The organism is Sedimentibacter sp. LTW-03, assembly GCF_052059825.1.
Lineage (GTDB): Bacteria > Bacillota > Clostridia > Tissierellales > Sedimentibacteraceae > Sedimentibacter.
This window is the reverse complement of sequence record NZ_CP197180.1, coordinates 2,572,109-2,598,103: the sequence shown is the minus strand read 5'-3', so window position 1 is coordinate 2,598,103 and position 25,995 is coordinate 2,572,109. Positions and strand designations below refer to the sequence as shown.

The following is a 25,995-nucleotide window of genomic DNA, read 5'->3' as shown; positions in this document are numbered from 1 at the left end:
ATCTTTTATATTTATTTTTTCTCTTAACATATAATTTAATTCATTTTATATAGCAAGCTATATATAGCTAATTCAAATGCGAAATATTGTCAATAATTTTTATAGTATCAATTATTACAAATAATTAGTAATAAATTGACACATTAATAAATACTGTTTTTTGTCTAATATAAATTACAAAAGTTACATCATAATTTGTAAAACATTATAAGTGTTAAGCATTATAAGCCCACCAAGAACAAGTGTAAAAAAAGTTTCAACATTATTGTTAGACATTTTTTTTGATGCTATTAATCCTGCGATTGCTCCTATTACACCACCTGTGCACATAACGTAAAGAGACAAGGTGTCAAATGATGGTACAGTATTTGTTCTTAAAGTAGTTACAAAGCTTGTAACCTGGGAAAAAAGAATAATAAAAAGTGAATTTTTGGCTGTAACCTTTGGTGACATAGAAAAAAAGTAGTAAAGTACAGCAATATTTATTGGACCGCCTCCAATTCCAAGAAAACATGAAACCATGCCCAGCAAAAGCCCAATGACAAAGCACAAAAATGGGTTCATAAGTGTAAGTGTTTTGATTTTTCCTTGATTTGTTATATAAATAAATACAAGAAAATTAATAATAAGTAGCATAACGGATTGTACAAGAGCAATGTTTCCAGTATAAGCTGAAAAAAGACTTTTGCCTATATATCCTCCATTAGCAGCACCTACTGCTAGCCAGATACTTACTGCATAGTTAAGCTTTACTTCTCCCTTAAGTCCTCTTATAAACGAGAATAGAGCCATAGACAAAACTGTACATCCGGACATAAAGCTTATAGTGCTTGCTGAAAGCCCGCTTATGGCATCCATAACAGGCTTTATTATAATTCCTCCGCCTATACCGCTTATAGCCCCTATGGTGGAAGCGATAAATGCTATAAGAAAATAAAATATAAACATAATATTCTCCAGTAATTCTTCTTGATTATTTTTAATGTCAAATATTTACAATTTTTTCATTCTTTGTTTTTGCAATACCAAAGCCTGTGAAGCCCCAGATTATAGCAAATATGAAACCTGTGTAACAAAATATAGTCCAAGGCAGATAATCCCATGTTGCAACGCCGAGGGTTGCCGCCATGTATGCACCGCCTGACCAAGGTACGAGCGGAATTACACATGTTCCTGAATCCTCCAAAGTTCTGGAAAGGTTTTTCGCATCCAAACATCTTTCTTTAAAAGCATCCTTAAAAAGTTCGCCACAGAGAAGAATTGGAATATATGCGTTTCCCACAACTATAGTAACAATAAATGTTGCTATAACTGTTACAAGAATAAGCGTGCCGTCACTGCAAGAATAATGGTGAGGAAAGAGCATAGAAGAAGTAAAACTTCTACGCTGTAACGATATTTACCAAAACCTACTCCCATAACAACTGCCATAACTATTATGGGTAGAACTGCTATAAAAAAGGGTGACGTTTTCTTAGTTTTCCATAAGTTTCTTCCATTGATTTTTTTTAATTAATCATCAATTGAAACACCGAAAGTTTCGGTCATCTTTTTATATTCCTGTGAGAACTTTTCTGTAATAGAGCCTGGAACCTTATGACCTATCTTTTTACCATCAATCATCTTTATAGGAACAACTTCGCCAACTGTACCACAAATAAATACTTCGTCTGCATTGTAATATTCAGAAATAGATACGTTTCTTTCTTGAACTTCCATTCCAAGATCCTTTGCAATTTGTATCATTGTTTTTCTTGTTATGCCTGGAAGCTGTGAGTCCAGAGTAGGTAGAACGAGTGCACCGTCTTTTATAAGCTGAAGGTTTGTTGAGTTTGTCTCAGCAACATATCCATTCTGGTCAAGCATAATTGCTTCATCTGCACCCTGCCTCATTGCTTCGCAAGCCGCCATGATCTGATTAAGCTGATTGCAGCAATGGATTTTTGGATCCATATACTGTGGATTATATCTCTTGAGCCAAGTAGTTATAAGTGTAATCCCATCTTTATTGAATATAGGTGGTTTTTCATCAACACATATAACAATTGATGAATTTGTTATATTGAGGGTAGGATGCATACCTGTCTGTGCCTTAAAGCCTCTTGTTACTTGCAATCGCATGTGTATATCATGTATGCCTGCCTCTATGTTCTTTTTAACAAGCTCTTTAACAACTTGTTTCATTTCGTCCTGTGTCATTCCGATATTAATACCAAGTGTGTAACATGATTCATAAAGACGTTTAATGTGTTCTTCTAAGCGATAGACTCTTCTATCATATGCACGTATACCTTCATAAACGCCATCACCGTGCTGAAATCCCGAATCATAAACAGAAATTACTGCCTCTGACTTTTTCACATATTCTCCGTTTACATAAAGAATTGTGTCTGCAATTTTTTCACCGTTAAGAACAATGCTGCCATCTGGTGTGAGCTGTGATAATTTGTACATAATTATTCTCCTTATAATTTTGGATAATTGGTATTACCAATTATCCAAAATTATAATATTAAATATACATAAAGTCAAACGTTTTTCTATTTTAAATAAAACTTTTTTTAAATTCGTTAGGCTACAAAAAAGTTAATTCACAAAAAATTCTTAATAAGGGCATATATACAAAGGAACAGATACATTAAAATATAAAAAGCGTGGGCCAAGGTCAGGAATTGATGAAAGTAATTTAACTGAAATTGAGAAGTTAAAGCTTCAACTTGTAAAAAGAAATAGCATTAAAGAAAAGAAGAGAATACGAAAAGAAATTTCGCTTTTGAAAGTAAGGTTAGAAGCAGAGTACAAAGCAGTAGATTTTTTTAAAGATAAAGGTTATCTAGTAGCCAACTATGTAAGATTCTAGATGTTTCAAGAAATGGATATTACAAATATAAAAGTAGGATAAAATCTGAAAAAGAAAAACAAGATGAATTGTTCAATTATGGATATTTATGATAACAGTATTATTGAATTATCATTTAAGAAGAACAACAATAATATTGTTTGATAAAGCCATCAATAAGTATGTTGATGCAAAGTTTATATTTCATAGCGATAGAAGATTCCAGTATACTGAAAATATCTTTGAAAATAAAATTGAAAAAGCTGGAACGTATGTCTAAGGTTGGTGAGTACATAGATAATGGGCCTATGGAAGGATTTTTCGGCGCATTAAAATTCGAGATATTTTATGGAAAAAGGATTTCAAAAAAACTAGGATGCATGGCTCCTTTAGAATATCTAAACTATGCATCCATATGTGTCTAATATTTAAATTGTCTACTTGACATGAGTCATGCTCAGTTATTTCTGAACATGACATTTTTTATAGTCTTATTAAATTAAGACGATAGATTTTTCTAAAGTTATAGGAAGCATTTATAAACAGTGCCGAAAAAACAAAGTATAAAAAAATAATTTTAGTTGTTTCGGCTGTAGCATATACAGCCATTTGAACCAGCGGATGAATTATACTTGCTAAAATTATTGATACAATTCCCCACATAAGTGAAAAATCAAGGCAGACATATGAATGAAAATTAAAGGGTAGGTTGCTGTAATCCCACATTTTGTGGTCAAAAACCCTGTCTAAAATTCGTCCGGATGCATATTCAAGGACAGTTACGGCCAGCATACTTCCCACAGTAGCAAGAATCAAGGCTGCAAGGCGGCTGGTGATCGTAATTTCCGTGAAGATAAATATCTGGATTATGGCTAGGCCGCAAATTCCGTAAAGAGGGCAGAACATATTTGTCAAAAAACCTCTGCTTATGACTAATCTCCTTTCCGCGGCACTTCTAAACACAGTTTCCAGAATAAAACCTAAAAATCCGTAGACAAAGAAAAACATCAACATATTTATCAAATTATATTGCATGATATCTCTCCTTTTTTACTTGTTAAAAGTATTTTTTGAATTAATCGAAGAAATATCCTTTGGTTTTTATGCCAATATGTTCATAATGAAGAAAGTTTCAACAGCTGCTATTTTTTTATATATTTTTTTAGTTCATTAATAGATGATAATTTAACGCTTCTGGTTAAAATAAGTCCCATTAAATACAAAAGCATGCATATTATTATGGAAGAAATCAACGGAAATATTTGATTTGGAGAGTTTGCCATAAAAATATTGTATGAAAATTTAGAAATAAATCCGGCTGCTGCTCCTGAAGCAACAGGCTTAAAAATCCAGTTTGAGATATCAAATACTATGCATGAAACCTGCAGAAGCCTTGTGAGATACAGTATTGTATTGAGTATGGTGGTTATGAACAACGAAAATAAGTATGCGTTAAACCCGTAGACAGGTACAAAGAAATATATTATGGATATTTTGAGTGCCGATTCAATTATATTTATTTTGAATGAGCTCATCTGCTCACCCAGTGCATTGAGCATAGATGATATGACCATGTTTAGATACATAAACGGGCATACGAAGGATATTATTTTTATCATGACGCCAACCTGAGAATCGTTGTAAACCACAGTGGCTACTTCTTTTGGAAACGCTACAAATACGGCAACTACCAATATTCCTGAAATGGAGGTGAAATGAAGTACCTTTGAAAGAGTGCCGGAAACTTTCTTTTCATTAGAAGCGGCGTTATCACCTGCCACAGCAGGAATTAAAATTGATGACAGAGATGTCAGGAATGAAGAAGGAAAAAATAAAATCGGCAAAACCATGCCCTTAATCATTCCGTAAATGCTCATAGCAGCAGCCGGGGATAAGCCAAATAAAAGCAGTCTGGCAGGAATAAGCGTGTTTTCAACCGTCCTCAAAATAGCATTTAAATAAGATGTAGCAGAAAGAGGAAGGGATATTCCTAGAATTTTAAAAATCATGTTATCAGCTTTTATATTAGATTTTTTGAATGGTTTTTTATCAAAAATATAAAAAAACCAGGTTAATATGAGGGAAAATAATTCTTCGACGGTCATGCCTATGGCAACTGCGGCGCAGCCGTATTCAATTCCTTTCGGCAGAAAAATATCCATTATATAAAATATAACCGCAATTCTTACCAGCTGTTCTGCAACCTGAATAACTGCCGGCTTTGTTATTTTGCCCACAGCATAGAAATACCCCTTGTAGCAGTTTGAAACAGCTATGAAAGGTAGACTGGGAACAAGGTATAAAAGCGCCATGGTTGTGCGGCTGTCGTTAAGTATGCTGCCGCCCATGTAGTCTGCGAAGTAATACAAAATAAAAGCAGAAGCAAACCCTGTGAATGCGGAAAGCACCAGAGACTGACGAAGCACGCGTTTGGCATTGTTGAAATTTCTCAGCGCCAGCTCTTCTGATATAAGTCTTGAAACAGCAACTCTTATCCCAGCTGTTGCAAGAGTCACCATCAGCAGGTACACGGAAAGTATCAGCTGGTACAATCCCATACCTTCGGCTCCCAAGACATTGGCAAGATAGATGCGAAACAGTATTCCAACAACTCTTACAACGGTTGTTGCGGCAGTCAATATTAACGTTCCGAAAATAATATTTTCCCTTCTCATAGTCCACCTCTAAAAATATGTTCCATATAATAATATGCTTTATACTTCAATTAATGAGGAAAAGTAGGGTAGATAAATTGTTTGTTCGGACAATATAACGTATCTGGTGCGATTTATTGTACTAAAGTGTTGTAATATAGTCTGATTTATTGTATAATTGATTTACTAAACTAAGGAAGGTTTAATATTTTGGCAGATCCGTTAATTAGTATAAGCAATAAACTGAGGAAAACCCGCTTCGAAATGGAACTTACACTTGAAGAAACCTCTGCCTTGACCGGAGTGAGCAAGGCAATGCTTGGACAGATTGAAAGAGGTGAATCTACTCCGACCATATCAACACTATGGAAAATTTCTACAGGATTGAAAATATCCTTTTCCGAGCTGCTCAGCTCTGATAAGGAAGATGATAATGCCGTTGTTATCGGAGAGCTTGATCCGGTTTATGAATCAGAGGATAAAATGGTGCTATACAATGTTTTTCCGTTTAATCCGCTGTCAGGTTTCGAATATTTTTATATAAAGCTTCTTCCGGGAGCACATCACGTGTCACCGCCTCACAAGGCATCTACGGTTGAGTATATAGTTGTTACGGAAGGCATTCTTGAGGTTGTGGTTGACGGAAGGAAGCATGTTTTAGAAGCACCTGCCGCACTGACGTTCAGAGCAGATAAATGTCATGAATACAATAATCCGTATGATGCGGAAGTGGTATTTCAAAACATCGTTAAATATTGATATAAGTAGCGCTGAGTCAGTTCTCGGCGTTATATTTTAACATCAGCATATGTTATAACGCACACAGAATGTTAAAACAAACTAATAATAGGAGGAAATTATATGACAACCGAAAGAATTGAAAGAATCAGGCAGAACTATATTAAGTCTAAGCCTTCTGTCTCATACGAAAGGGCAAGAATATGGACAGAATCACATAAGAAAACGGAGGGACATTCAGTGCCTATCAGAAGGGCTGTGGCTTTCAAAGATGCCTGTGAGCAGCTTGCAGTAAATATATATGACGACGAGCTGATTGTGGGAGCAATCGGGGAATTCAGGAAGTGCGGTATTTTAACTCCCGAATTCTCGTGGGTGTGGGTTGACAGAGAAATGGATAATTTCGATAAAAGGGTGCAGGACCCTTATATTATGACAGATGAGCAAAGAAATTATGTTAGAAAAAATATATTTCCTTACTGGAAAGGAAAATCTCTTGAAGAATCATTCTTAGCTCAGCTTCCGAAAGAAACAGCAAAGGTTGTGGTAGATACAGGCTTTGTAGACAATGACTCTAAGTGGCGTCAGGCAGTGGGAGAAATAACTCCCGACTACCAGGATGTATTGTTTAAAAAAGGCTTTGGGGGAATACTCAAAGAAGCAAAAATTCACATGATGGAGTTAAATCCGGCGTCAGCTGATGATATGAAAAAAATTGAATTTTATAAATCAGTTATACTTACTTCAGAGGGTATAATATCCTATGCAAATAGATATGCCGAAAAGGCGAGCCAACTGGCGGAGAAAGAAAAAAGCGGTGCAAGGAAGAATGAGTTGCTGAAAATATCTCAAATATGCAAAAATGTGCCTGAAAATCCGCCGGAAACCTTCTACGAAGCTATACAGTTCGTGTGGTTCACTCAGGTAGGAGGAATACTTTCAGAAAATCCACTTGCTTTAAATATAGGAAGGTTTGACCAGTTTATGTATCCCTATTACAAGCATGATATTGACGAAGGCATAATGTCAAAGGAAGAAATACAAGAATTAATAGAAGCTTTTTGGCTTAAACTTTCGGAATGGGTATGGACCATATCTGCAAATACTGCGGAATTTTTTGCCGGCTACAACCAGTTTCAAAATCTGACAGTTGGAGGAAAGACAAGAGAAGGAAAGGATGCCACAAATGATTTGTCATATATGGCTCTTAAAGCAACGGAAGAAATTAAGACGCACCAGCCCGGATTGAGCGTGAGAATTCATCAGGACAGTCCCAGAGAATTTGTAGATGCTGTAACGCACCTAGTGAGCAAGGGAACGGGATTCCCGGCAATACACAGCGATCAGGCAGGATACCAGATGTTAATAAACGCCGGATATGAGCCTGAAGATGCCAGAGATTGGAACAATTGCGGGTGTGTGGTTCCTCACTTCCGCAAAACAGGCGAATGGACATCTGCCGCAAATATTAACTTCACAGCAGCGCTTGAGTTTGCATTGAACCGCGGGTTCAGCAGAATAATCGGTGAAAAGATAGGGCTTGACGAAAAAGATCCTGGGTTATTCAAAAGTTATCAAGATGTTGAAAATGCATTTTATAAACAGTTTGACAATCTTATAAAACATTCCGTAATATCGACAATTGTTGCTCAGAAGCTCCATAAGCAGCTTGTTCCCAGACCGTTTTTATCTTCATGCATGGAGAACTGCCTTAAGGATGGAGTGGATTTAGTTGATGCCGGAGCAAAATATAATATCGGGCCTGTACTGACAGGAATAGGGCTTGCCGTTACATCAAATTCTCTGGCTGTAATCAAGAAGCTGGTTTTTGAAGATAATATAACGGATATTAAGACTCTTGCAGATGCTTTGAATGCTAACTGGGAAGGCTACGAAGAACTTAGACAGATGGCACTAAATGTTCCAAAGTACGGCAACGACGTAGATTATGTTGATGATATAGCCATAAAGATGGCAAACTATTATTACAAGGAATGCCATAAATACAAGGATATAAACGGAAACAATTTTATTACGGCATTTATGGGAATATCCAATTATCTTCCTACAGGCAAGGTGGTGGGAGCTACACCGTGCGGCAGAAGGGCTAAGGAACCTTTGTCTGAAGGAGTTTCACCATTTGCAGGCTCGGACACATCAACACCTTTGGCGGCAATGCGCTCTGCAGCTAAATTGAATCAGGATGTGCATTCCGGAGGTACGCTTTTGAACCTGAGATTAAGCCAGGATCTTGTAAACACAAAGAGAGGACAGAGCAATCTGGGAAGTATGATACAGACATTCTTTTCACTGGGAGCGTTCCATGTTCAATTTAATACCATTTCTACCGAAACTCTCATAAAAGCGCAGGAGCATCCGGAAAATTACAAGGATCTTCTTGTGAGAGTGGCAGGCTACAGCACACAATTTGTTAACCTGTCAAAGAGCATGCAGGATGCAATTATTGCAAGGACATCACACGAAAAATTTTAGGAGAAGATATGGATAAAATATACGGATACTTTATGGAGCCTCAAAATTTTTCTGTTAATGATGGAGACGGAATAAGGACAACAGTATTTTTTGCAGGATGTCCGCTTAGCTGCGAGTGGTGTGCCAATCCTGAGGCGTTGGTACGCGCAGATAGAATATCGTATATTACCGGAAGCTGTATAGGATGCGGCAAATGTATGGTGAACTGTCCCGAAAACATAGGAATTAACCTAAATTTTCCGGGAGAGAGGGAAAAATGCACATCATGCGGTATATGTGCCGATGTTTGTCCCTCCGGCAGCAGAAGGAAGCTAGTGAAGAGGTATTCGGCTGAAGATATACTCAATATTTTAGACAGACAGGAGATATTTTATAGGCGCTCCGGCGGTGGAGTTACATTTTCCGGAGGAGAGGCAACAATGCAGCACAATGTATTGAGGGTTATGGTAAATAGTCTGTACGACAGAGCCATAAACTTGGCAATAGAAACCTCGGGATATTTTGAGTTTGATGAAATTCACGATATACTGGAAAAAATGGACATGATTTTTGTAGACATAAAACATATGGATAATGAAAAGCATATAAAGTTCACAGGCAAGGGAAATGAAAAAATACTGAACAACATAAAAAAATCCGGTGAGTTAAATGCGGACATTATTGTAAGAATTCCTCTTATAGAAGGCGTAAATGCCGATGCGGAAAATATTTTAAAAACTGCGGAATTTGTTAAATCATGCATTAAAAATCCAAAAATAGAGCTGCTGCCATATCACAGCTATGGCAATGAAAAGTATGAGGCACTCGGTCTTGAGAAGCCGTCGGGAGAATTTAAAAAACCATCTGAAGAGTGGATAAATGAACTAAAGGAAAAGATAAGATGCAGGGGAGTCTGTGTTGTAAGTTATTCTTAGAAAAGTAAGGATATCCTGTTTAATGATGATTTTCATAATATTTTAAAATGCCGTCTTGATGACAAAGTCATTAAGACGGCATAACCGTATATCTATCAAATTACTGCAATTATAATGAAAATATTTATTCTATAGGCTGTAAATGAGCCTGGAAATGTCTGAGTATAGGAGGTTCCCAGACTATTTTATATCCGCGCTTGATTTCTCCGGATCTTTCTTTAATAGAAATAAGAGCATCTGCAATAACATCCAAGTGTGCTTGAGTGTACACCCTGCGCGGTATTGCCAGCCTTGTAAATTCAAAATCCGATTTTATTTGTTCACCTGTATCTGGATCGTTTCCAAGCATATAAGAACCTATGTCGCAAGATCTTATGCCGGCTTCCTTGTATAGTTCTATTGCAAGTACCTGAGCGGGGAATTCGTAATATGGTATGTGAGGCAACATTTTTTTTGCATCTATGAAAACTCCGTGACCACCGACAGGAGATTGATAGGCAATGCCGGCATCATCTAACAGTGCTGCAAGGTATTCCATCTGACCGATTCGATATTTCAGATAGTCTTCCTCAAGAGCTTCGTTCAAACCTATTGCCAGCGCTTCTAAATCACGGCCGTTTAATCCTCCGTATGTGATAAATCCCTCAAAGCTGATGCAATTTGCTTTAATTTTCATTATAATATCTTCAAATTTCTTTTCATCTTTTACGCCGATCATACCGCCCATATTGACAATTCCGTCTTTTTTGGATGACATGGAGAACATGTCAGCATAAGAAAACATTTCTCTTACTATTTCTCTTATGGATTTATTTGAATATCCGTCTTCATCACGTTTTATAAAGTATGCATTTTCAGCATATCTTGCTGAGTCAATGTCTAAAGGTATATTATATTTTTTACATATTGAAGCAACATCTTTCATATTTTTCATTGAAACAGGCTGGCCGCCGGCTGAATTATTAGTAACCGTCATAACAACGAGACCAACTTTTTCAGAACCGTGTTCCTTAATGATTTCTTCTAACTTTTCAATATCCATATTTCCTTTAAACTTTGCACGCTTTTCAGGATCTTTGGCTTCTTTGACTACACAGTCTATACAGCGTGCGCCTGCCAGTTCAACATGAGCACGAGTTGTATCGAAAAACATATTTGAAACAGCGAACTGTCCTTTGCTTAGCAATGCCGGAAATAAAACCTTTTCCGCAGCTCTGCCTTGATGTACGGGCTGAATGTAGCTGTATCCGAAAATTTCCTTGGCAGTTTCAATAAGGCGATAGTAGCTTTTTGCACCGGCATAAGCCTCATCACCAACCATGATTCCTGCCCACTGGTTAGAGCTCATTGCATTTGTTCCGGAATCTGTCAGAAGATCGATGTATACATCCTCTCCTCTGAGGTTAAATAGATTGTAGTTTGCTTCTTTAATTTTTTGCGCTCTTTCTTCTGGAGTTGTCATTTTGATTGTTTCAACCATTTTAATTCTAAATGGCTCAGGAATGTACTTAATTCTCATATTTTTCCTCCTCAAAAACACCCCGGTTATCTTTCGACTAGCGGTCAGTATACACAATAATTATATAATATTTTTAATATTGGTTCAAGTTTTTTTACCAATTAAAGGTTGTTTCGCTTTTTTAAAAATGGAGCTGAAAGGCGTAAAATAAAATGAAAATAATTGCTCATAATAATTATACGAAAAATATTTAAAACAATGTTGACAAAATGATAAAAAAAGTATATCATTTAGGCACACCACCCCCACAGGGGGGGAGTATGCGAGGAGGAAGTATGAAAGCTGATAAAAATACAATTAACCGTCTTTTAAAGACAGCTGCCGGGCAGATAGAGGGAATATCCAAGATGGTTGAAGATGATAGATACTGTATGGATATATGCAACCAAATAGCGGCAGTAATTTCGATTCTTAAAAAAACAAACAATGAAATATTAAAGGCTCACATGCACATGTGCGTAAAAGAGGCTTTTGAGCAGGGCAGTGAGGATGAAAAAATTGATGAAATTATTTCATTGATTAACAAGGTCTCAAAATAAGAGGTGAAATGAATGAAATCACAGAAATTTAATGTTACAGGCATGACATGCTCGGCATGTTCAGCAAGAGTAGAAAAAAATATAAATAAAACCGAGGGAGTTATTGAAGCCAATGTAAATCTCTTGAGTAATTCTATGACAATTAAGTATGATGAAGCTTTGCTGTCGGAAGGGGATATCATAAAGGTTGTTGAAGATACAGGTTACGGAGCTTCATCTGCGGAAAAAAGGATGCAGACGAGAGCGGAAAAAAAACCTGATGCTGAAGCGGAATTTAAGGAAATGAAGAAAAGGCTAATAATTTCATTTCTGTTTGCAGTGCCGCTGTTTTATATATCTATGGGGCACATGCTTGGATGGCCGCTTCCGGCTGTATTTCACGGAATGGAGAATTCCATAACATTTGCATTTACACAGCTTCTGCTTGCAGCCCCAGTTATGATTATTAACCAAAAATATTATGTTGTGGGGTTTAAAACTCTGTTTAAGGGATCTCCTAACATGGATTCGCTAATAGCTTTGGGTACGACGGCGGCCGTAGGGTATGGAATATTTGCCATATATAAAATAGGATATGGATTAGGCCACATGAATACGGATATGGTTATGCAGTATTCCATGGACTTATATTTTGAGTCGGCAGGAGTGATCCTTGCGCTTATAACTTTGGGTAAATTTCTTGAAGCCAGGGCTAAAGGAAGGACATCCGATGCTATAAGGAAGCTCATGGATCTTTCACCTAAGACGGCTTTGGTGGAAAGGAATGGAATGGAAGCTGAAATTCCCGTGGAGGATGTTGTAAAAGGAGATATTGTAATAGTAAAACCGGGCCAGTCTGTGCCTGTTGACGGAATAATAATTTCCGGAAGCTCTTCATTGGACCAGTCTATGCTTACCGGTGAAAGCATACCGGTTGAAAAAAAGGTCGGAGACAATGTGGTAGGAGCCAGTATAAATAAATCAGGATATTTTAAGTTTGAGGCAAAGAATGTTGGTGATGATACTACACTGTCACAGATAATAAGGCTTGTGGAAGAGGCCAGTTCCTCAAAGGCACCTATATCCAAGCTTGCTGACAAAATAAGCAGCATATTCGTTCCTGTGGTAATTTCCATATCGGTTATATCGGTAATTGTATGGCTTATATTGGGAGCAACTTTTGAATTTGCATTGTCCATAGGAATTGCAGTTCTCGTGATATCATGCCCCTGTGCTTTGGGGCTGGCGACGCCTACGGCAATAATGGTGGGGACCGGCAAGGGAGCAGAAAACGGAATACTTATTAAGTCTGCAGAAGCGCTTGAAATTGCTCATCAAATCAAGACGGTAGTAATGGATAAAACAGGGACAATAACTGAAGGTAAGCCAAAAGTTACCGACGTGTATGCAAAAGGTATAAGCGAAGAAGAGATGCTTAGAATTGCCGCATCTGCAGAAAAAAGCTCTGAACATCCTCTGGCTGAAGCTGTAGTTGAAGAAGCACGAAGAAGGAATCTGGAGCTGTATCAGGTGGAAGACTTTGAGGCGATTCCGGGGCAGGGGCTTCAGGCACTGGTTAATGACAAAAAATATTATATAGGCAATTTAAGGCTTTTAAACGAGAAAAACATTAAAAATAATTTTGTGGAAATAGGAACAAATATGGCTGACGAAGGGAAAACTCCTTTGTATTTTGCTGACGAAAAAAATGTGCTGGGTATAATTGCTGCGGCCGATGTGGTTAAGCCTACGAGCCTGAAGGCTATTCAGGAATTTGAGGCTATGGGGATAGAGGTTGTAATGCTTACTGGAGATAATAAAAAGACAGCAGAGGCAATCAGAAAGCAGCTTGGAATATCAAGGGCAATAGCAGAAGTTCTTCCCCAAGATAAGGAAAGAGAAATAAGAAAAATACAGGAGCAGGGAAGAAAGGTTGCAATGATTGGTGACGGAATTAACGATGCACCTGCACTGGCGAGAGCAGATGTTGGAGTTGCCATAGGAGCCGGAACTGATGTTGCCATAGAGTCGGCTGACATAGTGCTGATTAGAAGTGACCTATTGGATGCCGTAACTGCGGTTCAGCTAAGTAATGCAACAATTAGAAATATCAAGCAGAATCTGTTCTGGGCATTTATTTACAACACTATAGGCATACCTCTTGCTGCCGGAGTATTCTACAGTTTTCTGGACTGGAAACTGAATCCTATGTTTGCGGCAGGAGCCATGAGTATGAGTTCTGTATCAGTTGTGTCCAATGCTCTGAGGCTTAAATTTTTTAAACCGGTAAGGATGTCTGGGCAATTTGATAAAGAAATTAAAGATAATAGCTACGATGACATAAAGGTCATAAATGAAGACTTATCAGATAAATCAAATAATATAAACGGAGGAAATGAAATGAATAAAGTTATGAAAATCGAAGGAATGAGCTGCGGGCACTGCAAGGCTGCAGTTGAAAAGGCTCTGAAAGCAGTTGACGGAGTTGAAAGCGCAGAAGTTAACCTGGCAGAAAAGAAAGCCCATGTGATATTGGCAAAAGAAGTAAGCAGCGAGGTGCTGTCTAAAGCAGTTACAGATGCAGGCTATGATGTAACAGAAGTAAAATAATTTTCTCAGAGCGTCCTCAATTATAAATGAGGGCGCTCTGTTCTTTTAATATATTTGCAAATCAAGTTTATCTGAAAGTTCCTTTAGTATTTGAATTCCGGCTATGGAATTTCCTTTTTCATCCAGCGCGGGCCCGTATACACCAATACCCATTCTTTTTGGAACGGCTCCCATAATTCCACCGCCTACTCCTGATTTTGCCGGAATGCCTATATGTACGGCGAACTCGCCGGAAGCATCGTATAATCCACATGTTGACATAATAGTCTTTGCTATTCGACAAATATGCTTAGGAACTATTGATTTGCCTGTTTTTGGAGATACGCCGTCGTTAGCCAGCACGGAGCCCATGTCGGCAATATCGCGGCAATTTACTTCTATTGAGCATTGCTTGAAATATACATCTAATATTTCTTCAACTGAACCATCTATAATATTAAAGCTTTTCATGAAGTAAGCGATTGAACGATTCCTGTCTCCAGTCAGCTTTTCAGACAAATAAACACTGTTATTTATTTGAATTTCAGGATTATTTGCAAGTTTTCTCGCTAAATCCAGTATTCTTTCTGTTTTTTCTTCTACGGAGGTTCCTGCAAGAAGTGAGGTTGTTGCTATAGCTCCCGCATTTATCATGGGATTGTACGGTTTGTGTATGTTTTTTAATTCCAGATCTACTATGGAGTTGAAGCTTTCTCCCGTAGGCTCCATACCAACTTTTTCAAATACTTTTTTTTCTCCGTTGTCCATCAAAGAAAGAATGAAAGTCAAAACTTTTGAAATACTCTGCATGGTAAACTTTTTGCTGTAATCTCCCGCGGAATATTCACGTCCGTCCAATGTAACCAAACATACCCCAAGGTCTCCGGGATTTGCTTTTGCCAGTTCAGGAATATAAGTGGCAACTTTTCCTCGCCATGTGTATCCGATATTATTTTTAATTATATCTCTGAAAATATCCTCCATTTAATCCTCCAAAAAAATTCTTACATTAATAATATATCCGAAAGGGAAATATTTCAAGAAAATTAAACATTGATAAATATGATCATGTATTTTTAATATTATTTTAATACTTTATGGTATAATAACATTATTAAACAGGAGGGGCAGTTATGAACAAAAAAGTCCTTATTACAATTTTTATTGCCGCTTCGGTGATGCTTACAGCATGTGCGAGGCTTTATGATGGATTTGCGGAATTTTACGCATTAAGAATATATCCATTTTTTGCGGAAACAGTTTCTTTTTTTACATCTAAGATTAAATTTTCATTAGCAGAATTTATTATAATAGCATTAATTGCGGCAGGGGTTGCTTTTTTATCAGTTACAGTATTTAGAACCGCATCAGATAAATCAATGTCTCATTTAAAGAATTTTTTTGTGAATACCGTCCTTGTGGTGAGTGTAATTTTGTTTACTTTTGTTTTGTTTTGCGGCATAAATTACCACAGGTATGAATTTGCTTATTACAGCGGCTTGGAAATAAAGGAATCGTCTGAGGAGGAATTAATTAATCTCTGCAAACAGTTGATAAAAGATGCAAATAATCTAAGGGAAGGTCTGGATACAGGGGAACAGAATACTGCAAAGCTGTTTGATGAAAATTATTATGAAACAGCTGAAAGAGCTAAGATATCATTTGACAGCCTGTCACAAAAATACAAAGTGTTGGAGGGAAACTACCCTCAGCCCAAGCTGGTTACTTTCTCAAATGTTATGTCAAACATGCGCATAACGGGAATGTTTTTTCCTTTTACATTTGAGGCAAATGTGAATAAAAATGTACCTCCTTACCAGCTGCCGTCTACGATGTTGCATGAGCTGGTACATTTAAGAGGATTTATGAGGGAGGATGAAGCTAATTTTATTTCTTATCTTGCCTGCATGAGTTCAGGCTATGATGATTTTGCATACAGCGGAACAATGCTTGCCTTGTCATACAGCATGAATGCACTTTATCGCGAGGATTATAATGCATATACGAATTTAATTGAAATGTACTCGGAAAAAGTCAAAAATGACATGAGATACTCGACAAGTTATTGGAAGAGGTATGAAACGAAGGTCGCTGAAATATCAACTAAAATAAATGACGGATATTTGAAAAGCAACAATCAGAAGGACGGGGTAAAAAGCTACGGAAGAATGGTTGATTTGCTTCTTGCATATTTTTCGTAAGACTATGACCGTACAGTTGTGCATAATTTGGTTCAGAAAGGATAGACTACTTTAAAAATGAACTGAAGGGAGAAAAAACATGGCGCATATTGTTTGTACGGTATCAAACTGCTATTTTAACAAAAGAGAAGGGTGTACAGCTCCGAACTTGAACGTAGACGGAGAGAAAGCTAACGAGAGCAGGTTCACATGCTGTGAAACATTTATAGAACAAAAGCCTGGAGTCAGAAGTTCCGTTCATGAACCTAAAAGCGAAACGGATATTATGTGCAAGGCAGGAAACTGTGTGTACAATACAAATGAGAGATGCGAGGCATCCAGAGTAGTTGTGAACGGAAAAAATGCTCAGCATTCGGAGGAAACATGCTGCAGTACATTTAAAGATTAGAATAGAATTATTAAGGGTATAAAAGGAAGTGTCATCAATCCTAAAAGGATACGGCGCTTCCTTTTTTATTGTGTAGCTTTAATATTTGAAAGTAGTAATATGGGTATCAAGAAGTTGCTGGATTCAGGAACAAATTATAATGCGGTTCGTCTAAGTTAATATAACAGAGAAAGGTAAAAAGCCCTTAATAATAGAAAGGAGATATTATGAAAAATATACTTAGAAAATCAGCAGTGCTTATAATTGTTTTCATATTCAGCTTCAGCTTTGCCGCGTTTGCTTCAACCGAAGTTAATGTCTACGTAAATAACAAATATGTGGAATTCGATGTCAGTCCTGTGATAGAAAACGGCAGAACGCTGGTACCGCTAAGGGGAGTTTTTGAAAAAATCGGTGCAAAGGTTGACTGGAATAAAAGCTTATCAGAAGCGGTAATAAAGGACGATTACAACGAAATTGAAATGATTCTGGGTAAGGACAAAGTTATGGTCAACGGTGAAATCAGAACAATTGATGTTCCTACAAGAATGATAAACAGCAGGACATTTGTTCCTTTGAGATTTATAACTGAAAGCTTGGGTCATACGGTAAGTTGGGACGGCAACTCAAACTCAATATACATAACGACAAACGCTCCATCCGAAATTTCAAGAAGCATTGTATTGACAGTGGGATCAAAAGATAACCTTTTAGCGTTGCTTGAGTACAACTCAAGGCTTTTTGGTTATATAGGTCTTGAAAGCGGTATTGCCATAGATGATATAGTGGAAGATACAAACGAAAACACTGTTTCAAAAGAGGTCGGAACTTCGCAGGCTCCTATGGCTCCGGAAATGAATGATAGTTCAGATACAAATAATCAGGTGGACGGAGTGCAGGAAGGAGATATAATTAAAAATGACGGCAGATACATATTTATTAATACTGAAAGCGGTTTGAAAATAATTGACTCAGACCCTGATAATCCAAAGGTAGAAGCAGAAATAAATGTACCCGAAAACACGTACATCAGCGAAATATTTGCTGCCGGCGGAAAGCTGGCTGTAATCGGGGAGAACAATTATTTCCACACAATGAATTATAATAAATCAATGGAAGTAGGTTCTTTGATGATGCCGTATAGGTATTATGAAGACAGAGTAAATGTGTTGGTTTACAATATTGAAAATATCAGAAAGCCTGTTCTGGAAAAAGAATACCTTTTTGACGGAAATTATTTGTCGGGAAGAATGATAGAAGACAAATTATATTTAATAAGTACAAAGTATATAAATTACGGATATGACATGTACAGCAAAAGTGATGTCGAAATACCTATGCCGTATTATACAGATGTGCTGGCTGATTCAACATATGAATTTGATTATGATGAAATAAAGTATTTTCCCAATCACATTGAAGCAAGGTATATGTACACGGCGGGGATAGATTTGTCGGATAAATCTTCAAAGCCCGATGTAGATGTGTACCTGGGAGGCTCGGATTCCATTTATGTATCTAAAGACAATATGTATGCCGCCATAACGGATTATTCCTATGACGATTCAATTGAGCAGAAAGAATTATATAATCCGGTCTATACTTCCGGAACCGTAATTTATAAATTCAGCTTAAACAAAGGAAACGTAGATGTTGTATCGCAGGGCAGTGTACCGGGAACTATTATAAATCAATTTTCCATGGATGAGCACAACGGGATGTTCAGGATAGCTACTACCACAGGAGAAATGTGGAGGGGCACTTCTCAAAATAATGTTTATATATTGGATGAAAAGTTAAATGCTATCGGAAAATTAGAGGGATTAGCCCCGGGAGAAAAAATATATTCAACAAGATTTGCCGGAGACCGCATCTATATGGTTACATTTAAGCAGGTAGACCCGCTTTATGTTATAAATGCATCTGACTCTGCAAAACCTGTGGTCGAGGGAATGCTGAAAGTACCGGGCTATAGCACATATCTTCATGTAGTGGACGAGAATCATATTATTGGATTTGGTTACGACACAGAACAAAATTCAGGCGGAGTAACCACTAACGGAGGGTTAAAATTATCATTGTTCGATGTCACAGATGCAGATAAGCCGGCTGAACTGCAAACGGAAACGATCGGAAAAGCAGGCACATATTCTGAGATCCTGTATAATCATAAAGCGCTGATGTTTTCACTGAACAAGGGACTGATGACATTTCCTGTTACTGTTAACGGGGAAAACTATAAGACTGAATTTAACGGTGCATATATATACAATGTGAATAATAACGGCTTCAAGCTGAAAAATAAAATAAGCCATGAGACAGAAAATTCTTCATATGGCGGTTCAGAAATAAGAAGAGTTATATATATCGGAGACTACATATACAGTTTTTCATACAATGAGATGCAGATATATAACATTGGTACTGATAAAAAGGTCAACGAGCTAATAATTAAGTAATGGAAACATAATTTTACATAAGTGCAACAATGATTTATGCAAAATTAATTGTATTTCTTATTTATTGTTCAGCTTCCCAATATAAAAGGCGATGAGGTATTAAAGTTGATCAATATTTTGATATGTATATGCAGGTATAGTGTGGACAAAAACTAATTAACGTATTGTCAAACTTTGAGCAATATGTTATAATCGGACATGTTTGATTAAAAAATTATATACATAATTTGGAGGGTTTTATGAAAAAAACAGTATCATTAATTTTAGTAGTTTTGATGGTGGTATCACTATTCGGATGCGCCAGCCAGCCTGCAAATGAACCTGCTGCAGAAGCAGTTACATTAAACGGTACAGGCGAAGGCTTTGGTGGAGAAGTAACTGTTACAGTTACAAAAGAAGGAGATAAAATAACTGATGTTAAGGCAGTTGGAGATAGCGAAACAGCAGGTATAGGTTCAAATGCAATTGATGAACTTCCTGCAAAAATAGTTGAAGCTAATTCAGCCGATGTAGATGTTGTAGCGGGTGCTACGGTAACAAGTAATGCTATAATCTATGCGGTTAAAAACGCTTTGGATCCTGAAGCAAACCCATGGCCTATAGAAGCTGAAGAGCCTAAGGAAGAACCAGAGGAAGAGCCAAAAGAAGAGCAGCCTGTAGGAGAAGCAGGATCTATTTCAAAAATAGGCCTAGGCCAAGGTATTTCAATAGCTAAATCAAAAGACGCAACAGCTGATGCTACAGCTACAGCACAGGCAGACGTAACTATAGCTGCTGTAGGTTTTGATGCTGAAGGTAAGGTTGCCAGCGTAACAATTGATGTGGCTCAGACAAAAGTTGCTTTTGACGAAGATATGAAGGTTACTTCAGACAGAGAAGCTGAAGTTAAGACTAAAAAAGATATAGGCGCTGACTACGGAATGGTTAAAGCTTCAAGCATAGGCAAAGAATGGTATGAGCAGATAGAAGCTTTAGAAAACTGGATGATTGGCAAGACTGTTGAAGAAATTGCCGGCTTAAATGTTAAAGTAAAAGATGAAAACCACACTGCAGTTCCGGATGTTCCGGAATTGACATCATCGGTTACAATTTCGGTTGAAAGTTATATAGCAGCAGTTGAAGAAGCTTGGGAAAAAGCAGAAGATGTTGCAGGAGCTGAATCAGTTGGACTTGGAATTGAAACTCACATTGGAAAGTCAAAAGATAAATCAGCAGATGAGCTGCCAATGGCACAGGTTGATACTTACATGACAGCAGTAGCTCTTGATAAAGATGGAAAAGTTGCTAAATCAATAGTTGACGTTGCTCAGGTTAGAATTAACTATGATGACAGCGGTGTTTTAACTTCTGACAAGACTGCAGAATTAAAAACAAAGAAAGAAATTGGAGCCGACTACGGAATGGTTAAAGCTTCAAGCATAGGCAAAGAATGGTTCGAGCAAATGGAAGCATTCGAAGAGTGGATGGCAGGCAAAACAGCTGATGAAATTGCAGGGCTGCAAGTTAAAGAAAGAGATGCTAGCCATACAGCAGTTCCAGATGTACCAGAATTAACATCATCTGTAACAATAACTGTTGACGGATATCAAAAAATAGTTGCGGAAGCAATTGAAAACGCAAGATAAATTATAAAACAAAACTCCCCTCTATTGTCAGGGGAGTTTTTTATTGATAATGTTTAAAATATTTGTTATTATAACCTAGGGTGATAAAATGAAAAAAATAATTGCTTTTATTTTGGCAGCAGTTTTAACCTTTACTTTGCTAACAAGCTGTCAGGAAGAAGAACCTCCAACTGAACAGGAATATGAAAAGTATACAAATACTTTTTTTGATACCTTTGATACTGTAACTCAGGTTGTAGGATATGCAAAGACTGAAGAAGAATTTAACGGATATGCGGAGCATATTCATGAGAGAATGCAGAAACTTCATAAATTATATGACAAGTACAATGACTATGAAGGAATTAACAACATTAAGACAATCAACGACAATGCTGGAGTAAAGCCGGTTAAGGTTGACAAGGAAATTATTGATTTAATACTGTTCTGCAAAAAACAGTATGAGGAAGTAGGAACAAAGACAAACATAGCTATGGGTGCTGTGCTGAACATATGGCATGAATACAGAGATGAGGCTGATTATAATCCTGCTGATGCAAAGCTGCCTCCAATGGAGGATCTTGTTGCTGCAAATGAACACACAGATATTGAAAAAATAATGGTTGATGTGGAAAACAGCACTGTTTATATTAATGACCCGCTTATGAATATTGATGTGGGAGCTGTTGCAAAAGGCTTTGCCACTGAGATTGTTGTGAAGGAAATAACCGAGGAAGGTTTAACATCGGGAATCATCAGTGCAGGTGGAAATATTAGAGCATTTGGTAAACCTATGGATGGCTTAAGAGATAAGTGGGGTGTTGGAATTCAAAACCCTGATGCAGTAGTGGGAAATTCAGAAGACAGCATTATTGAAACGGTGTTTCTTACAGATGCTTCTGTAGTTACAAGTGGAGATTACCAGAGATTCTACATGGTAGGAGACAAGGTGGTACATCATTTGATAGATCCCGATACATTGATGCCGGGAGATTATTTTAGGGCTGTTTCTGTTATAACTGCCAATTCAGGGATGGCAGACTTTCTGTCTACTACGGTTTTCCTCATGCCGTACGAGGAAGGCAGAGTCTTGGTTGAATCTTTAGATGCTGAAGCATTGTGGATATTTAAGGATGGAACTATTGAAACAACAGAAGGCATGAAGGAAATAATGAAATCTACCGGAGCAACTGCGGCCAAAGGAAAATAAATTTATATACGATTTTCACAAGGAATTTGAATATGGAGAATTTATGAAAAAATCGAACTTTTATGCCCTTATTTCCAGGATGAAGTACATTAACAGGTGGGGGCTAATGAGAAACACGAAAGAGGAGAATGTGTCGGAACACAGTCTTGACGTTTCGGTAATTGCACATGCTTTGGCAATTATACAGAAAAAAAGAATGGGAAAAGATATTGATGTCAATAAGACTGTATTATTTGCAATTTATCATGATTCGTCGGAAATATTGACAGGTGATATGCCAACACCGATTAAGTATTTTAATCCCGCAATCAATAATGCGTACAAAGAAGTTGAATTGTCTGCAAGCAAAACTCTCCTAAAGATGCTGCCGGAGGATTTTTATCAGGAATATGAGCCCATACTTATACCTGAGGCTGAGGATGAAGAAGTATGGAAAACAGTTAAGGCTGCGGACAAGCTGAGCGCTTACATCAAATGTATTGAAGAAGAAAAATCCGGCAACAGAGAATTTACAAATGCAAAGCAATCCATATTCAGGGAACTGAGCAGTATGAACAGGCAGGATGTAAAAATCTTTATGGATGAATTTTTGGGCGGTTATGGTTTAACTTTGGATGAAATGGAATAGATAAAAGTATATAAAAAAGGTTATAATAGAATCTGTTATTATAACTTTTTTTCATTAGACTGTTAGGCTATGTATGATATACTGAAATTGAGTATAAAATAAGAAGGTACAATATGGATCAATATAACTACATGACATTTAAATCTGTGTCCTATGCTATGAAAGTGGAAACAGAGGTAAAAAAACATGACATTGAATACAAGGTAATACCTGTTCCCAGAAGTATAAGCTCAAGCTGCGGGATATGCATTCGTTTTTTTAAGTCAGATATGAATAAAATGAAGGATATTATTGAAAACAACAAGCTTGTTTATGATAATATCTATTTAAGCGCGTGATTATACAGCATAGCTTAAATAACATCCGCATATGAATCCCACAAGTAAAAATACTGCATTGCTTCTTCCTCTGTGCAATAGGTTTGCTTCCGGAATAAGCTCGTTTGCGGAAACATAAAGCATGCTGCTGGCTGCTGCCGATAGGCAGAAAGCTATGAAATATTTAGAAATACCCCCAAGAGCCGCTCCGACCACTGCTCCAAATGCTGTGGGAAGCCCGGTTAGTATTGTCAAAAGTATTACTGATAACGGTGAAACTCCGCTCATGATTAGGGGAATTCCTACGCTCATTCCCTCTGGTATGTCGTGCGCGGCAATTAAAATACCTATTTTTAAACCGAGAGTTTCTGAATATACAGCACTTGAACCCACAGCAATTCCTTCTGGAAAGTTGTGGAGGCTCATGCTAATCATAATTATTAAGCTCATTTTTATGTAGCTTAATTTTTTTCCCTTATATCGGGCAAACTTATGTGAGGGTATCATTTTTTCTGCTGTAAACACAATTAAGAGTCCAATTGCCAAGCCTAGTGTAACTATAAAAAAGCCGCCTATTTCGTATGCTTCAGGTATGAGATCAAAAGATATTACTGAAAGCATTATACCTGCAGCAAGGCACAACATACCAGACAGCGTTCGTTCATCAGGCTTTGGAATAATGACGGCAATCAATCCTCCTATTAGTGTTCCTATTCCTCCTATTATGAAACCTGCTGCAAAATAATATAAAATGTTCACGTTTGTCCTCCTGTAACCTTTTATATTAATATATATGTGGATATTTAAATTTTAGGTTTATGAAATAAAATATTAAGAAGTAAAATCTTGTTTATGTTTATAATGTGTTATATAATAAGCCTTAGATTGGCAGAGATATCAATTTTGACAGAGGTGTAACATGGAAAAAATGATAAAGACTAAAGTAGTGAAGATGGATCGTGAAAATATAGATATTGGTGTGATTAAGGAAGCGGCATATATTATTAACAGGGGAGGAACTGTTGTATTTCCTACAGAAACAGTGTATGGCATAGGTGCGGACGCATTTAACGGCGAGGCTGTTGACAAGATATTCGAAGCAAAGGGAAGGCCGCAAGATAATCCGCTTATTGTACATATTTCAGAGCTTGATGAACTGTACAGCTTGGCGAAAACCATCCCGGAAAATGCAAAGAAGCTGGCTGAAAAATATTGGCCGGGACCTCTTACGATGATATTTTACAAAAAAGATATATTGTCAGATAAGATAACAGCCGGTCTTGATACGGCGGCAATCCGTCTTCCGGAAAATAAAATCGCACTGGCGTTGATAAAAGAAAGCGGTAAGCCTATTGCAGCACCAAGTGCAAATACATCGGGCAAACCAAGTCCCACTGAAGCTGATCATGTAATAGAGGATTTAATGGGAAAAGTGGATATGATAATTGACGGAGGCAGCACGGATATAGGTCTGGAATCCACAGTAGTTGATATGACTTCCGAGGTCCCGATGATACTAAGACCAGGCAGAGTTACCGGTGAGGAAATAAAAGATTTGCTAGGGGATTGTAAGTATGATCCCGCAATCATTAAAAGCAGTGAAAAAATAGTTCCAAAGTCTCCGGGACAAAAATACAGGCACTATTCTCCCAAGGCGAAGGTGATTCTGTATAAGGGAGATATTGAGAAAATTGCTTTAAAAATAAACGAAGATTATGCAAAGTTTTCTTCTGATGGATATAAAGTAGGCATAATGTCAACTGCGCAGACTGAAAAATATTATAAAGGAAAATTAACTATTTTATGCGGAGACAGAACAAAACCCCTTTCCATATCGTCTAATCTATTTAAGGACCTTAGAAATTTTGACCACATGGGAGTTAATATCATACTTGCTGAAGCCGTAGATGAAAATGGTCTTGGAAAGGCAATAATGAACAGGCTGGGAAAGGCTTCCAGTGAAACAATAATAGTATAGAGGTGTTTATGTATATTTTGTTCGTATGTACGGGTAATACTTGTAGAAGCAGTATGGCCGAAGGTATTTTTAAATATATGATTAAAGAAAAAAATATTGAGAATATCCATGTGTCATCAGCTGGAATCAGCACGTTTGAAGGTGAAAGTGCAAATGAGAAAGCAATACGTACATTGGCAGGAAAAGGTATTGATATATCAAATCACAGATCAAGACAGCTTACTAAACAAATTATTTCCGAATCAGATTTGATTTTAACTATGACATTGAGACATAAAAAAATCATAGTGGACGCGGCTCCGGAGTATTCGGACAGAGTTTATACCCTTAAGGAATTTGCACTGATTATAAATGGCGAAGAAACAGAAAGAAAAAATTTGGATATTGCAGACCCTTACGGTCTGAATTATAATGTCTATGAAAGCAGTGCAAAAGAAATAGAAGAACAACTAAACATAATAGTGAATAATATACAAATAACTATAGAAGAACAATGGAGGAAAAAATGAAAATAGTACTTGCATGTGACCATGGAGGATTTCAATTAAAGGAAACTATCAAGGAACACTTAGTAACAAACGGCTATGATGTTAATGACATCGGTGTTTATAATACAGAATCCGTGGATTATCCTGATTATGGGAAGAAAGCTGCAGAAATTGTTGCATGTAATGAAGCGGACAGAGGAATAATAATATGCGGAACCGGAATAGGAATTTCCATAGCTGCAAACAAGGTAAAAGGAATAAGATGCGCATTATGCACCAATGAATTTATGGCAAGAATGTCAAGAATGCACAACAATGCAAACATGCTTGCATTGGGAGGAAGAGTAATCGGAAAAGGATTGGCTCTTAATATTGTTGATACATGGATTTCGACGGATTTTGAAGGTGGCAGACATGAAAGAAGGGTCAATAAATTAATTGATATGGATATAGAAAAAACGCTTAAAGTCGAGGAATAA

24 protein-coding genes are annotated in these 25,995 nt (G+C 37.2%); 16 read left to right on the top strand and 8 right to left on the bottom strand.

All coding sequences use genetic code 11. The features are described from left to right. Window positions 1-183 precede the first annotated feature (183 nt). The 3 genes from ACS3UD_RS12775 to ACS3UD_RS12765 all read right to left on the bottom strand — a co-directional run bounded on the left by ACS3UD_RS12775 (window position 184) and on the right by ACS3UD_RS12765 (window position 2,454). Complete coding sequence (locus tag ACS3UD_RS12775) at window positions 184-948, bottom strand: sulfite exporter TauE/SafE family protein (RefSeq protein WP_308139249.1); 765 nt, start codon at window positions 946-948, stop codon at window positions 184-186. Window positions 949-985: 37 nt separating this feature from the next. Then, window positions 986-1,366, bottom strand: coding sequence for a Na+/H+ antiporter NhaC family protein (locus tag ACS3UD_RS12770; protein ID WP_374049898.1), 381 nt, complete (start codon window positions 1,364-1,366; stop codon window positions 986-988). Between the two features lie 146 nt (window positions 1,367-1,512). Then, window positions 1,513-2,454 (bottom strand): aminotransferase class IV, encoded by a 942-nt coding sequence (locus ACS3UD_RS12765; protein WP_308139250.1) that lies wholly within the window; start codon window positions 2,452-2,454, stop codon window positions 1,513-1,515. Between the two features lie 657 nt (window positions 2,455-3,111). Between ACS3UD_RS12765 and ACS3UD_RS12760 the strand changes: the two genes are divergently transcribed. Further along, on the top strand, window positions 3,112-3,264 hold the full coding sequence (locus ACS3UD_RS12760; protein WP_440977628.1) for a hypothetical protein: 153 nt from the start codon (window positions 3,112-3,114) through the stop codon (window positions 3,262-3,264). A 58-nt stretch (window positions 3,265-3,322) separates the two neighbouring features. On the opposite strand, the gene ACS3UD_RS12755 is transcribed toward ACS3UD_RS12760, so the two are convergent. Beyond that, window positions 3,323-3,874 (bottom strand): putative ABC transporter permease, encoded by a 552-nt coding sequence (locus ACS3UD_RS12755; protein WP_308139252.1) that lies wholly within the window; start codon window positions 3,872-3,874, stop codon window positions 3,323-3,325. A 107-nt stretch (window positions 3,875-3,981) separates the two neighbouring features. Next, window positions 3,982-5,514 (bottom strand): putative polysaccharide biosynthesis protein, encoded by a 1,533-nt coding sequence (locus ACS3UD_RS12750; protein WP_308139253.1) that lies wholly within the window; start codon window positions 5,512-5,514, stop codon window positions 3,982-3,984. Between the two features lie 189 nt (window positions 5,515-5,703). Between ACS3UD_RS12750 and ACS3UD_RS12745 the strand changes: the two genes are divergently transcribed. From ACS3UD_RS12745 to ACS3UD_RS12735, 3 genes are all read left to right on the top strand, one after another. Beyond that, window positions 5,704-6,252 (top strand): helix-turn-helix domain-containing protein, encoded by a 549-nt coding sequence (locus ACS3UD_RS12745; protein ID WP_308139254.1) that lies wholly within the window; start codon window positions 5,704-5,706, stop codon window positions 6,250-6,252. 102 nt (window positions 6,253-6,354) lie between these two features. Beyond that, a complete protein-coding gene (locus ACS3UD_RS12740; RefSeq protein WP_308139255.1) occupies window positions 6,355-8,724 on the top strand; it encodes a glycyl radical protein in 2,370 nt (789 codons plus the stop codon). A gap of 8 nt (window positions 8,725-8,732) precedes the next feature. After that, window positions 8,733-9,638, top strand: coding sequence for a glycyl-radical enzyme activating protein (locus ACS3UD_RS12735; RefSeq protein ID WP_308139256.1), 906 nt, complete (start codon window positions 8,733-8,735; stop codon window positions 9,636-9,638). Window positions 9,639-9,762: 124 nt separating this feature from the next. Here the strand turns inward: ACS3UD_RS12735 and ACS3UD_RS12730 are convergent, their stop codons facing one another. Then, window positions 9,763-11,157, bottom strand: coding sequence for a tryptophanase (locus tag ACS3UD_RS12730; RefSeq protein WP_308139257.1), 1,395 nt, complete (start codon window positions 11,155-11,157; stop codon window positions 9,763-9,765). Between the two features lie 275 nt (window positions 11,158-11,432). On the opposite strand from ACS3UD_RS12730, the gene ACS3UD_RS12725 reads away from it, so the two are divergent. Together ACS3UD_RS12725 and ACS3UD_RS12720 are read left to right on the top strand one after the other, a co-directional pair. Further along, entirely contained in the window at window positions 11,433-11,696 is a 264-nt protein-coding gene (locus tag ACS3UD_RS12725) for a metal-sensing transcriptional repressor (protein WP_308139258.1), read from the top strand. Window positions 11,697-11,708: 12 nt separating this feature from the next. Beyond that, window positions 11,709-14,285, top strand: coding sequence for a heavy metal translocating P-type ATPase (locus ACS3UD_RS12720; RefSeq protein WP_308139259.1), 2,577 nt, complete (start codon window positions 11,709-11,711; stop codon window positions 14,283-14,285). 45 nt (window positions 14,286-14,330) lie between these two features. On the opposite strand, the gene glsA is transcribed toward ACS3UD_RS12720, so the two are convergent. Continuing rightward, the gene (gene glsA, locus ACS3UD_RS12715) at window positions 14,331-15,248 is read right to left on the bottom strand and encodes a glutaminase A (protein WP_308139260.1); all 918 of its coding nucleotides are present in this window, start codon (window positions 15,246-15,248) and stop codon (window positions 14,331-14,333) included. A 149-nt stretch (window positions 15,249-15,397) separates the two neighbouring features. Between glsA and ACS3UD_RS12710 the strand changes: the two genes are divergently transcribed. From ACS3UD_RS12710 to ACS3UD_RS12680, 7 genes are all read left to right on the top strand, one after another. Further along, a complete protein-coding gene (locus tag ACS3UD_RS12710) occupies window positions 15,398-16,465 on the top strand; it encodes a DUF3810 domain-containing protein (protein WP_308139261.1) in 1,068 nt (355 codons plus the stop codon). A gap of 79 nt (window positions 16,466-16,544) precedes the next feature. After that, window positions 16,545-16,853 carry a DUF1540 domain-containing protein gene (locus ACS3UD_RS12705; RefSeq protein ID WP_308139262.1) on the top strand — a complete coding sequence of 103 codons (309 nt, stop codon included), beginning with the start codon at window positions 16,545-16,547 and terminating at the stop codon, window positions 16,851-16,853. A 206-nt stretch (window positions 16,854-17,059) separates the two neighbouring features. Beyond that, window positions 17,060-19,291: a beta-propeller domain-containing protein gene (locus ACS3UD_RS12700; RefSeq protein WP_308139263.1), complete on the top strand. Its 2,232-nt coding sequence runs from the start codon at window positions 17,060-17,062 to the stop codon at window positions 19,289-19,291. Between the two features lie 239 nt (window positions 19,292-19,530). Continuing rightward, window positions 19,531-20,916 (top strand): FMN-binding protein, encoded by a 1,386-nt coding sequence (locus tag ACS3UD_RS12695; RefSeq protein WP_308139264.1) that lies wholly within the window; start codon window positions 19,531-19,533, stop codon window positions 20,914-20,916. 88 nt (window positions 20,917-21,004) lie between these two features. Continuing rightward, window positions 21,005-22,105, top strand: a complete 1,101-nt coding sequence (locus tag ACS3UD_RS12690) for an FAD:protein FMN transferase (protein WP_308139265.1) — start codon at window positions 21,005-21,007, stop codon at window positions 22,103-22,105. A gap of 43 nt (window positions 22,106-22,148) precedes the next feature. Next, window positions 22,149-22,733 (top strand): 5'-deoxynucleotidase, encoded by a 585-nt coding sequence (gene yfbR, locus ACS3UD_RS12685; RefSeq protein ID WP_308139266.1) that lies wholly within the window; start codon window positions 22,149-22,151, stop codon window positions 22,731-22,733. 113 nt (window positions 22,734-22,846) lie between these two features. Next, entirely contained in the window at window positions 22,847-23,071 is a 225-nt protein-coding gene (locus ACS3UD_RS12680; RefSeq protein ID WP_308139267.1) for a DUF3343 domain-containing protein, read from the top strand. Here ACS3UD_RS12680 and ACS3UD_RS12675 read toward each other — a convergent pair whose 3' ends face one another. Next, window positions 23,072-23,809 carry a ZIP family metal transporter gene (locus ACS3UD_RS12675; protein WP_308139268.1) on the bottom strand — a complete coding sequence of 246 codons (738 nt, stop codon included), beginning with the start codon at window positions 23,807-23,809 and terminating at the stop codon, window positions 23,072-23,074. Between the two features lie 160 nt (window positions 23,810-23,969). On the opposite strand from ACS3UD_RS12675, the gene ACS3UD_RS12670 reads away from it, so the two are divergent. From ACS3UD_RS12670 to rpiB, 3 genes are read left to right on the top strand one after another with little or no spacing between them, the layout of a single operon-like run. Next, window positions 23,970-25,028 carry an L-threonylcarbamoyladenylate synthase gene (locus ACS3UD_RS12670; RefSeq protein WP_308139269.1) on the top strand — a complete coding sequence of 353 codons (1,059 nt, stop codon included), beginning with the start codon at window positions 23,970-23,972 and terminating at the stop codon, window positions 25,026-25,028. Window positions 25,029-25,036: 8 nt separating this feature from the next. Continuing rightward, window positions 25,037-25,537 (top strand): low molecular weight protein arginine phosphatase, encoded by a 501-nt coding sequence (locus ACS3UD_RS12665; RefSeq protein ID WP_308139270.1) that lies wholly within the window; start codon window positions 25,037-25,039, stop codon window positions 25,535-25,537. Further along, entirely contained in the window at window positions 25,534-25,995 is a 462-nt protein-coding gene (gene rpiB, locus ACS3UD_RS12660) for a ribose 5-phosphate isomerase B (RefSeq protein WP_308139271.1), read from the top strand. The genes ACS3UD_RS12665 and rpiB overlap by 4 nt, the downstream gene beginning before the upstream one ends.

Coding starts and splice junctions, on each gene's coding strand:
- ACS3UD_RS12775 (WP_308139249.1), bottom strand. CDS start 948: ATGTTTATATTTTATTTTCTTATAGCATTTATCGCTTCCACCATAGGG.
- ACS3UD_RS12770 (WP_374049898.1), bottom strand. CDS start 1,366: ATGCTCTTTCCTCACCATTATTCTTGCAGTGACGGCACGCTTATTCTT.
- ACS3UD_RS12765 (WP_308139250.1), bottom strand. CDS start 2,454: ATGTACAAATTATCACAGCTCACACCAGATGGCAGCATTGTTCTTAAC.
- ACS3UD_RS12760 (WP_440977628.1), top strand. CDS start 3,112: ATGTCTAAGGTTGGTGAGTACATAGATAATGGGCCTATGGAAGGATTT.
- ACS3UD_RS12755 (WP_308139252.1), bottom strand. CDS start 3,874: ATGCAATATAATTTGATAAATATGTTGATGTTTTTCTTTGTCTACGGA.
- ACS3UD_RS12750 (WP_308139253.1), bottom strand. CDS start 5,514: ATGAGAAGGGAAAATATTATTTTCGGAACGTTAATATTGACTGCCGCA.
- ACS3UD_RS12740 (WP_308139255.1), top strand. CDS start 6,355: ATGACAACCGAAAGAATTGAAAGAATCAGGCAGAACTATATTAAGTCT.
- ACS3UD_RS12735 (WP_308139256.1), top strand. CDS start 8,733: ATGGATAAAATATACGGATACTTTATGGAGCCTCAAAATTTTTCTGTT.
- ACS3UD_RS12730 (WP_308139257.1), bottom strand. CDS start 11,157: ATGAGAATTAAGTACATTCCTGAGCCATTTAGAATTAAAATGGTTGAA.
- ACS3UD_RS12725 (WP_308139258.1), top strand. CDS start 11,433: ATGAAAGCTGATAAAAATACAATTAACCGTCTTTTAAAGACAGCTGCC.
- ACS3UD_RS12720 (WP_308139259.1), top strand. CDS start 11,709: ATGAAATCACAGAAATTTAATGTTACAGGCATGACATGCTCGGCATGT.
- glsA (WP_308139260.1), bottom strand. CDS start 15,248: ATGGAGGATATTTTCAGAGATATAATTAAAAATAATATCGGATACACA.
- ACS3UD_RS12710 (WP_308139261.1), top strand. CDS start 15,398: ATGAACAAAAAAGTCCTTATTACAATTTTTATTGCCGCTTCGGTGATG.
- ACS3UD_RS12705 (WP_308139262.1), top strand. CDS start 16,545: ATGGCGCATATTGTTTGTACGGTATCAAACTGCTATTTTAACAAAAGA.
- ACS3UD_RS12700 (WP_308139263.1), top strand. CDS start 17,060: ATGAAAAATATACTTAGAAAATCAGCAGTGCTTATAATTGTTTTCATA.
- ACS3UD_RS12695 (WP_308139264.1), top strand. CDS start 19,531: ATGAAAAAAACAGTATCATTAATTTTAGTAGTTTTGATGGTGGTATCA.
- ACS3UD_RS12690 (WP_308139265.1), top strand. CDS start 21,005: ATGAAAAAAATAATTGCTTTTATTTTGGCAGCAGTTTTAACCTTTACT.
- yfbR (WP_308139266.1), top strand. CDS start 22,149: ATGAAAAAATCGAACTTTTATGCCCTTATTTCCAGGATGAAGTACATT.
- ACS3UD_RS12680 (WP_308139267.1), top strand. CDS start 22,847: ATGGATCAATATAACTACATGACATTTAAATCTGTGTCCTATGCTATG.
- ACS3UD_RS12670 (WP_308139269.1), top strand. CDS start 23,970: ATGGAAAAAATGATAAAGACTAAAGTAGTGAAGATGGATCGTGAAAAT.
- ACS3UD_RS12665 (WP_308139270.1), top strand. CDS start 25,037: ATGTATATTTTGTTCGTATGTACGGGTAATACTTGTAGAAGCAGTATG.
- rpiB (WP_308139271.1), top strand. CDS start 25,534: ATGAAAATAGTACTTGCATGTGACCATGGAGGATTTCAATTAAAGGAA.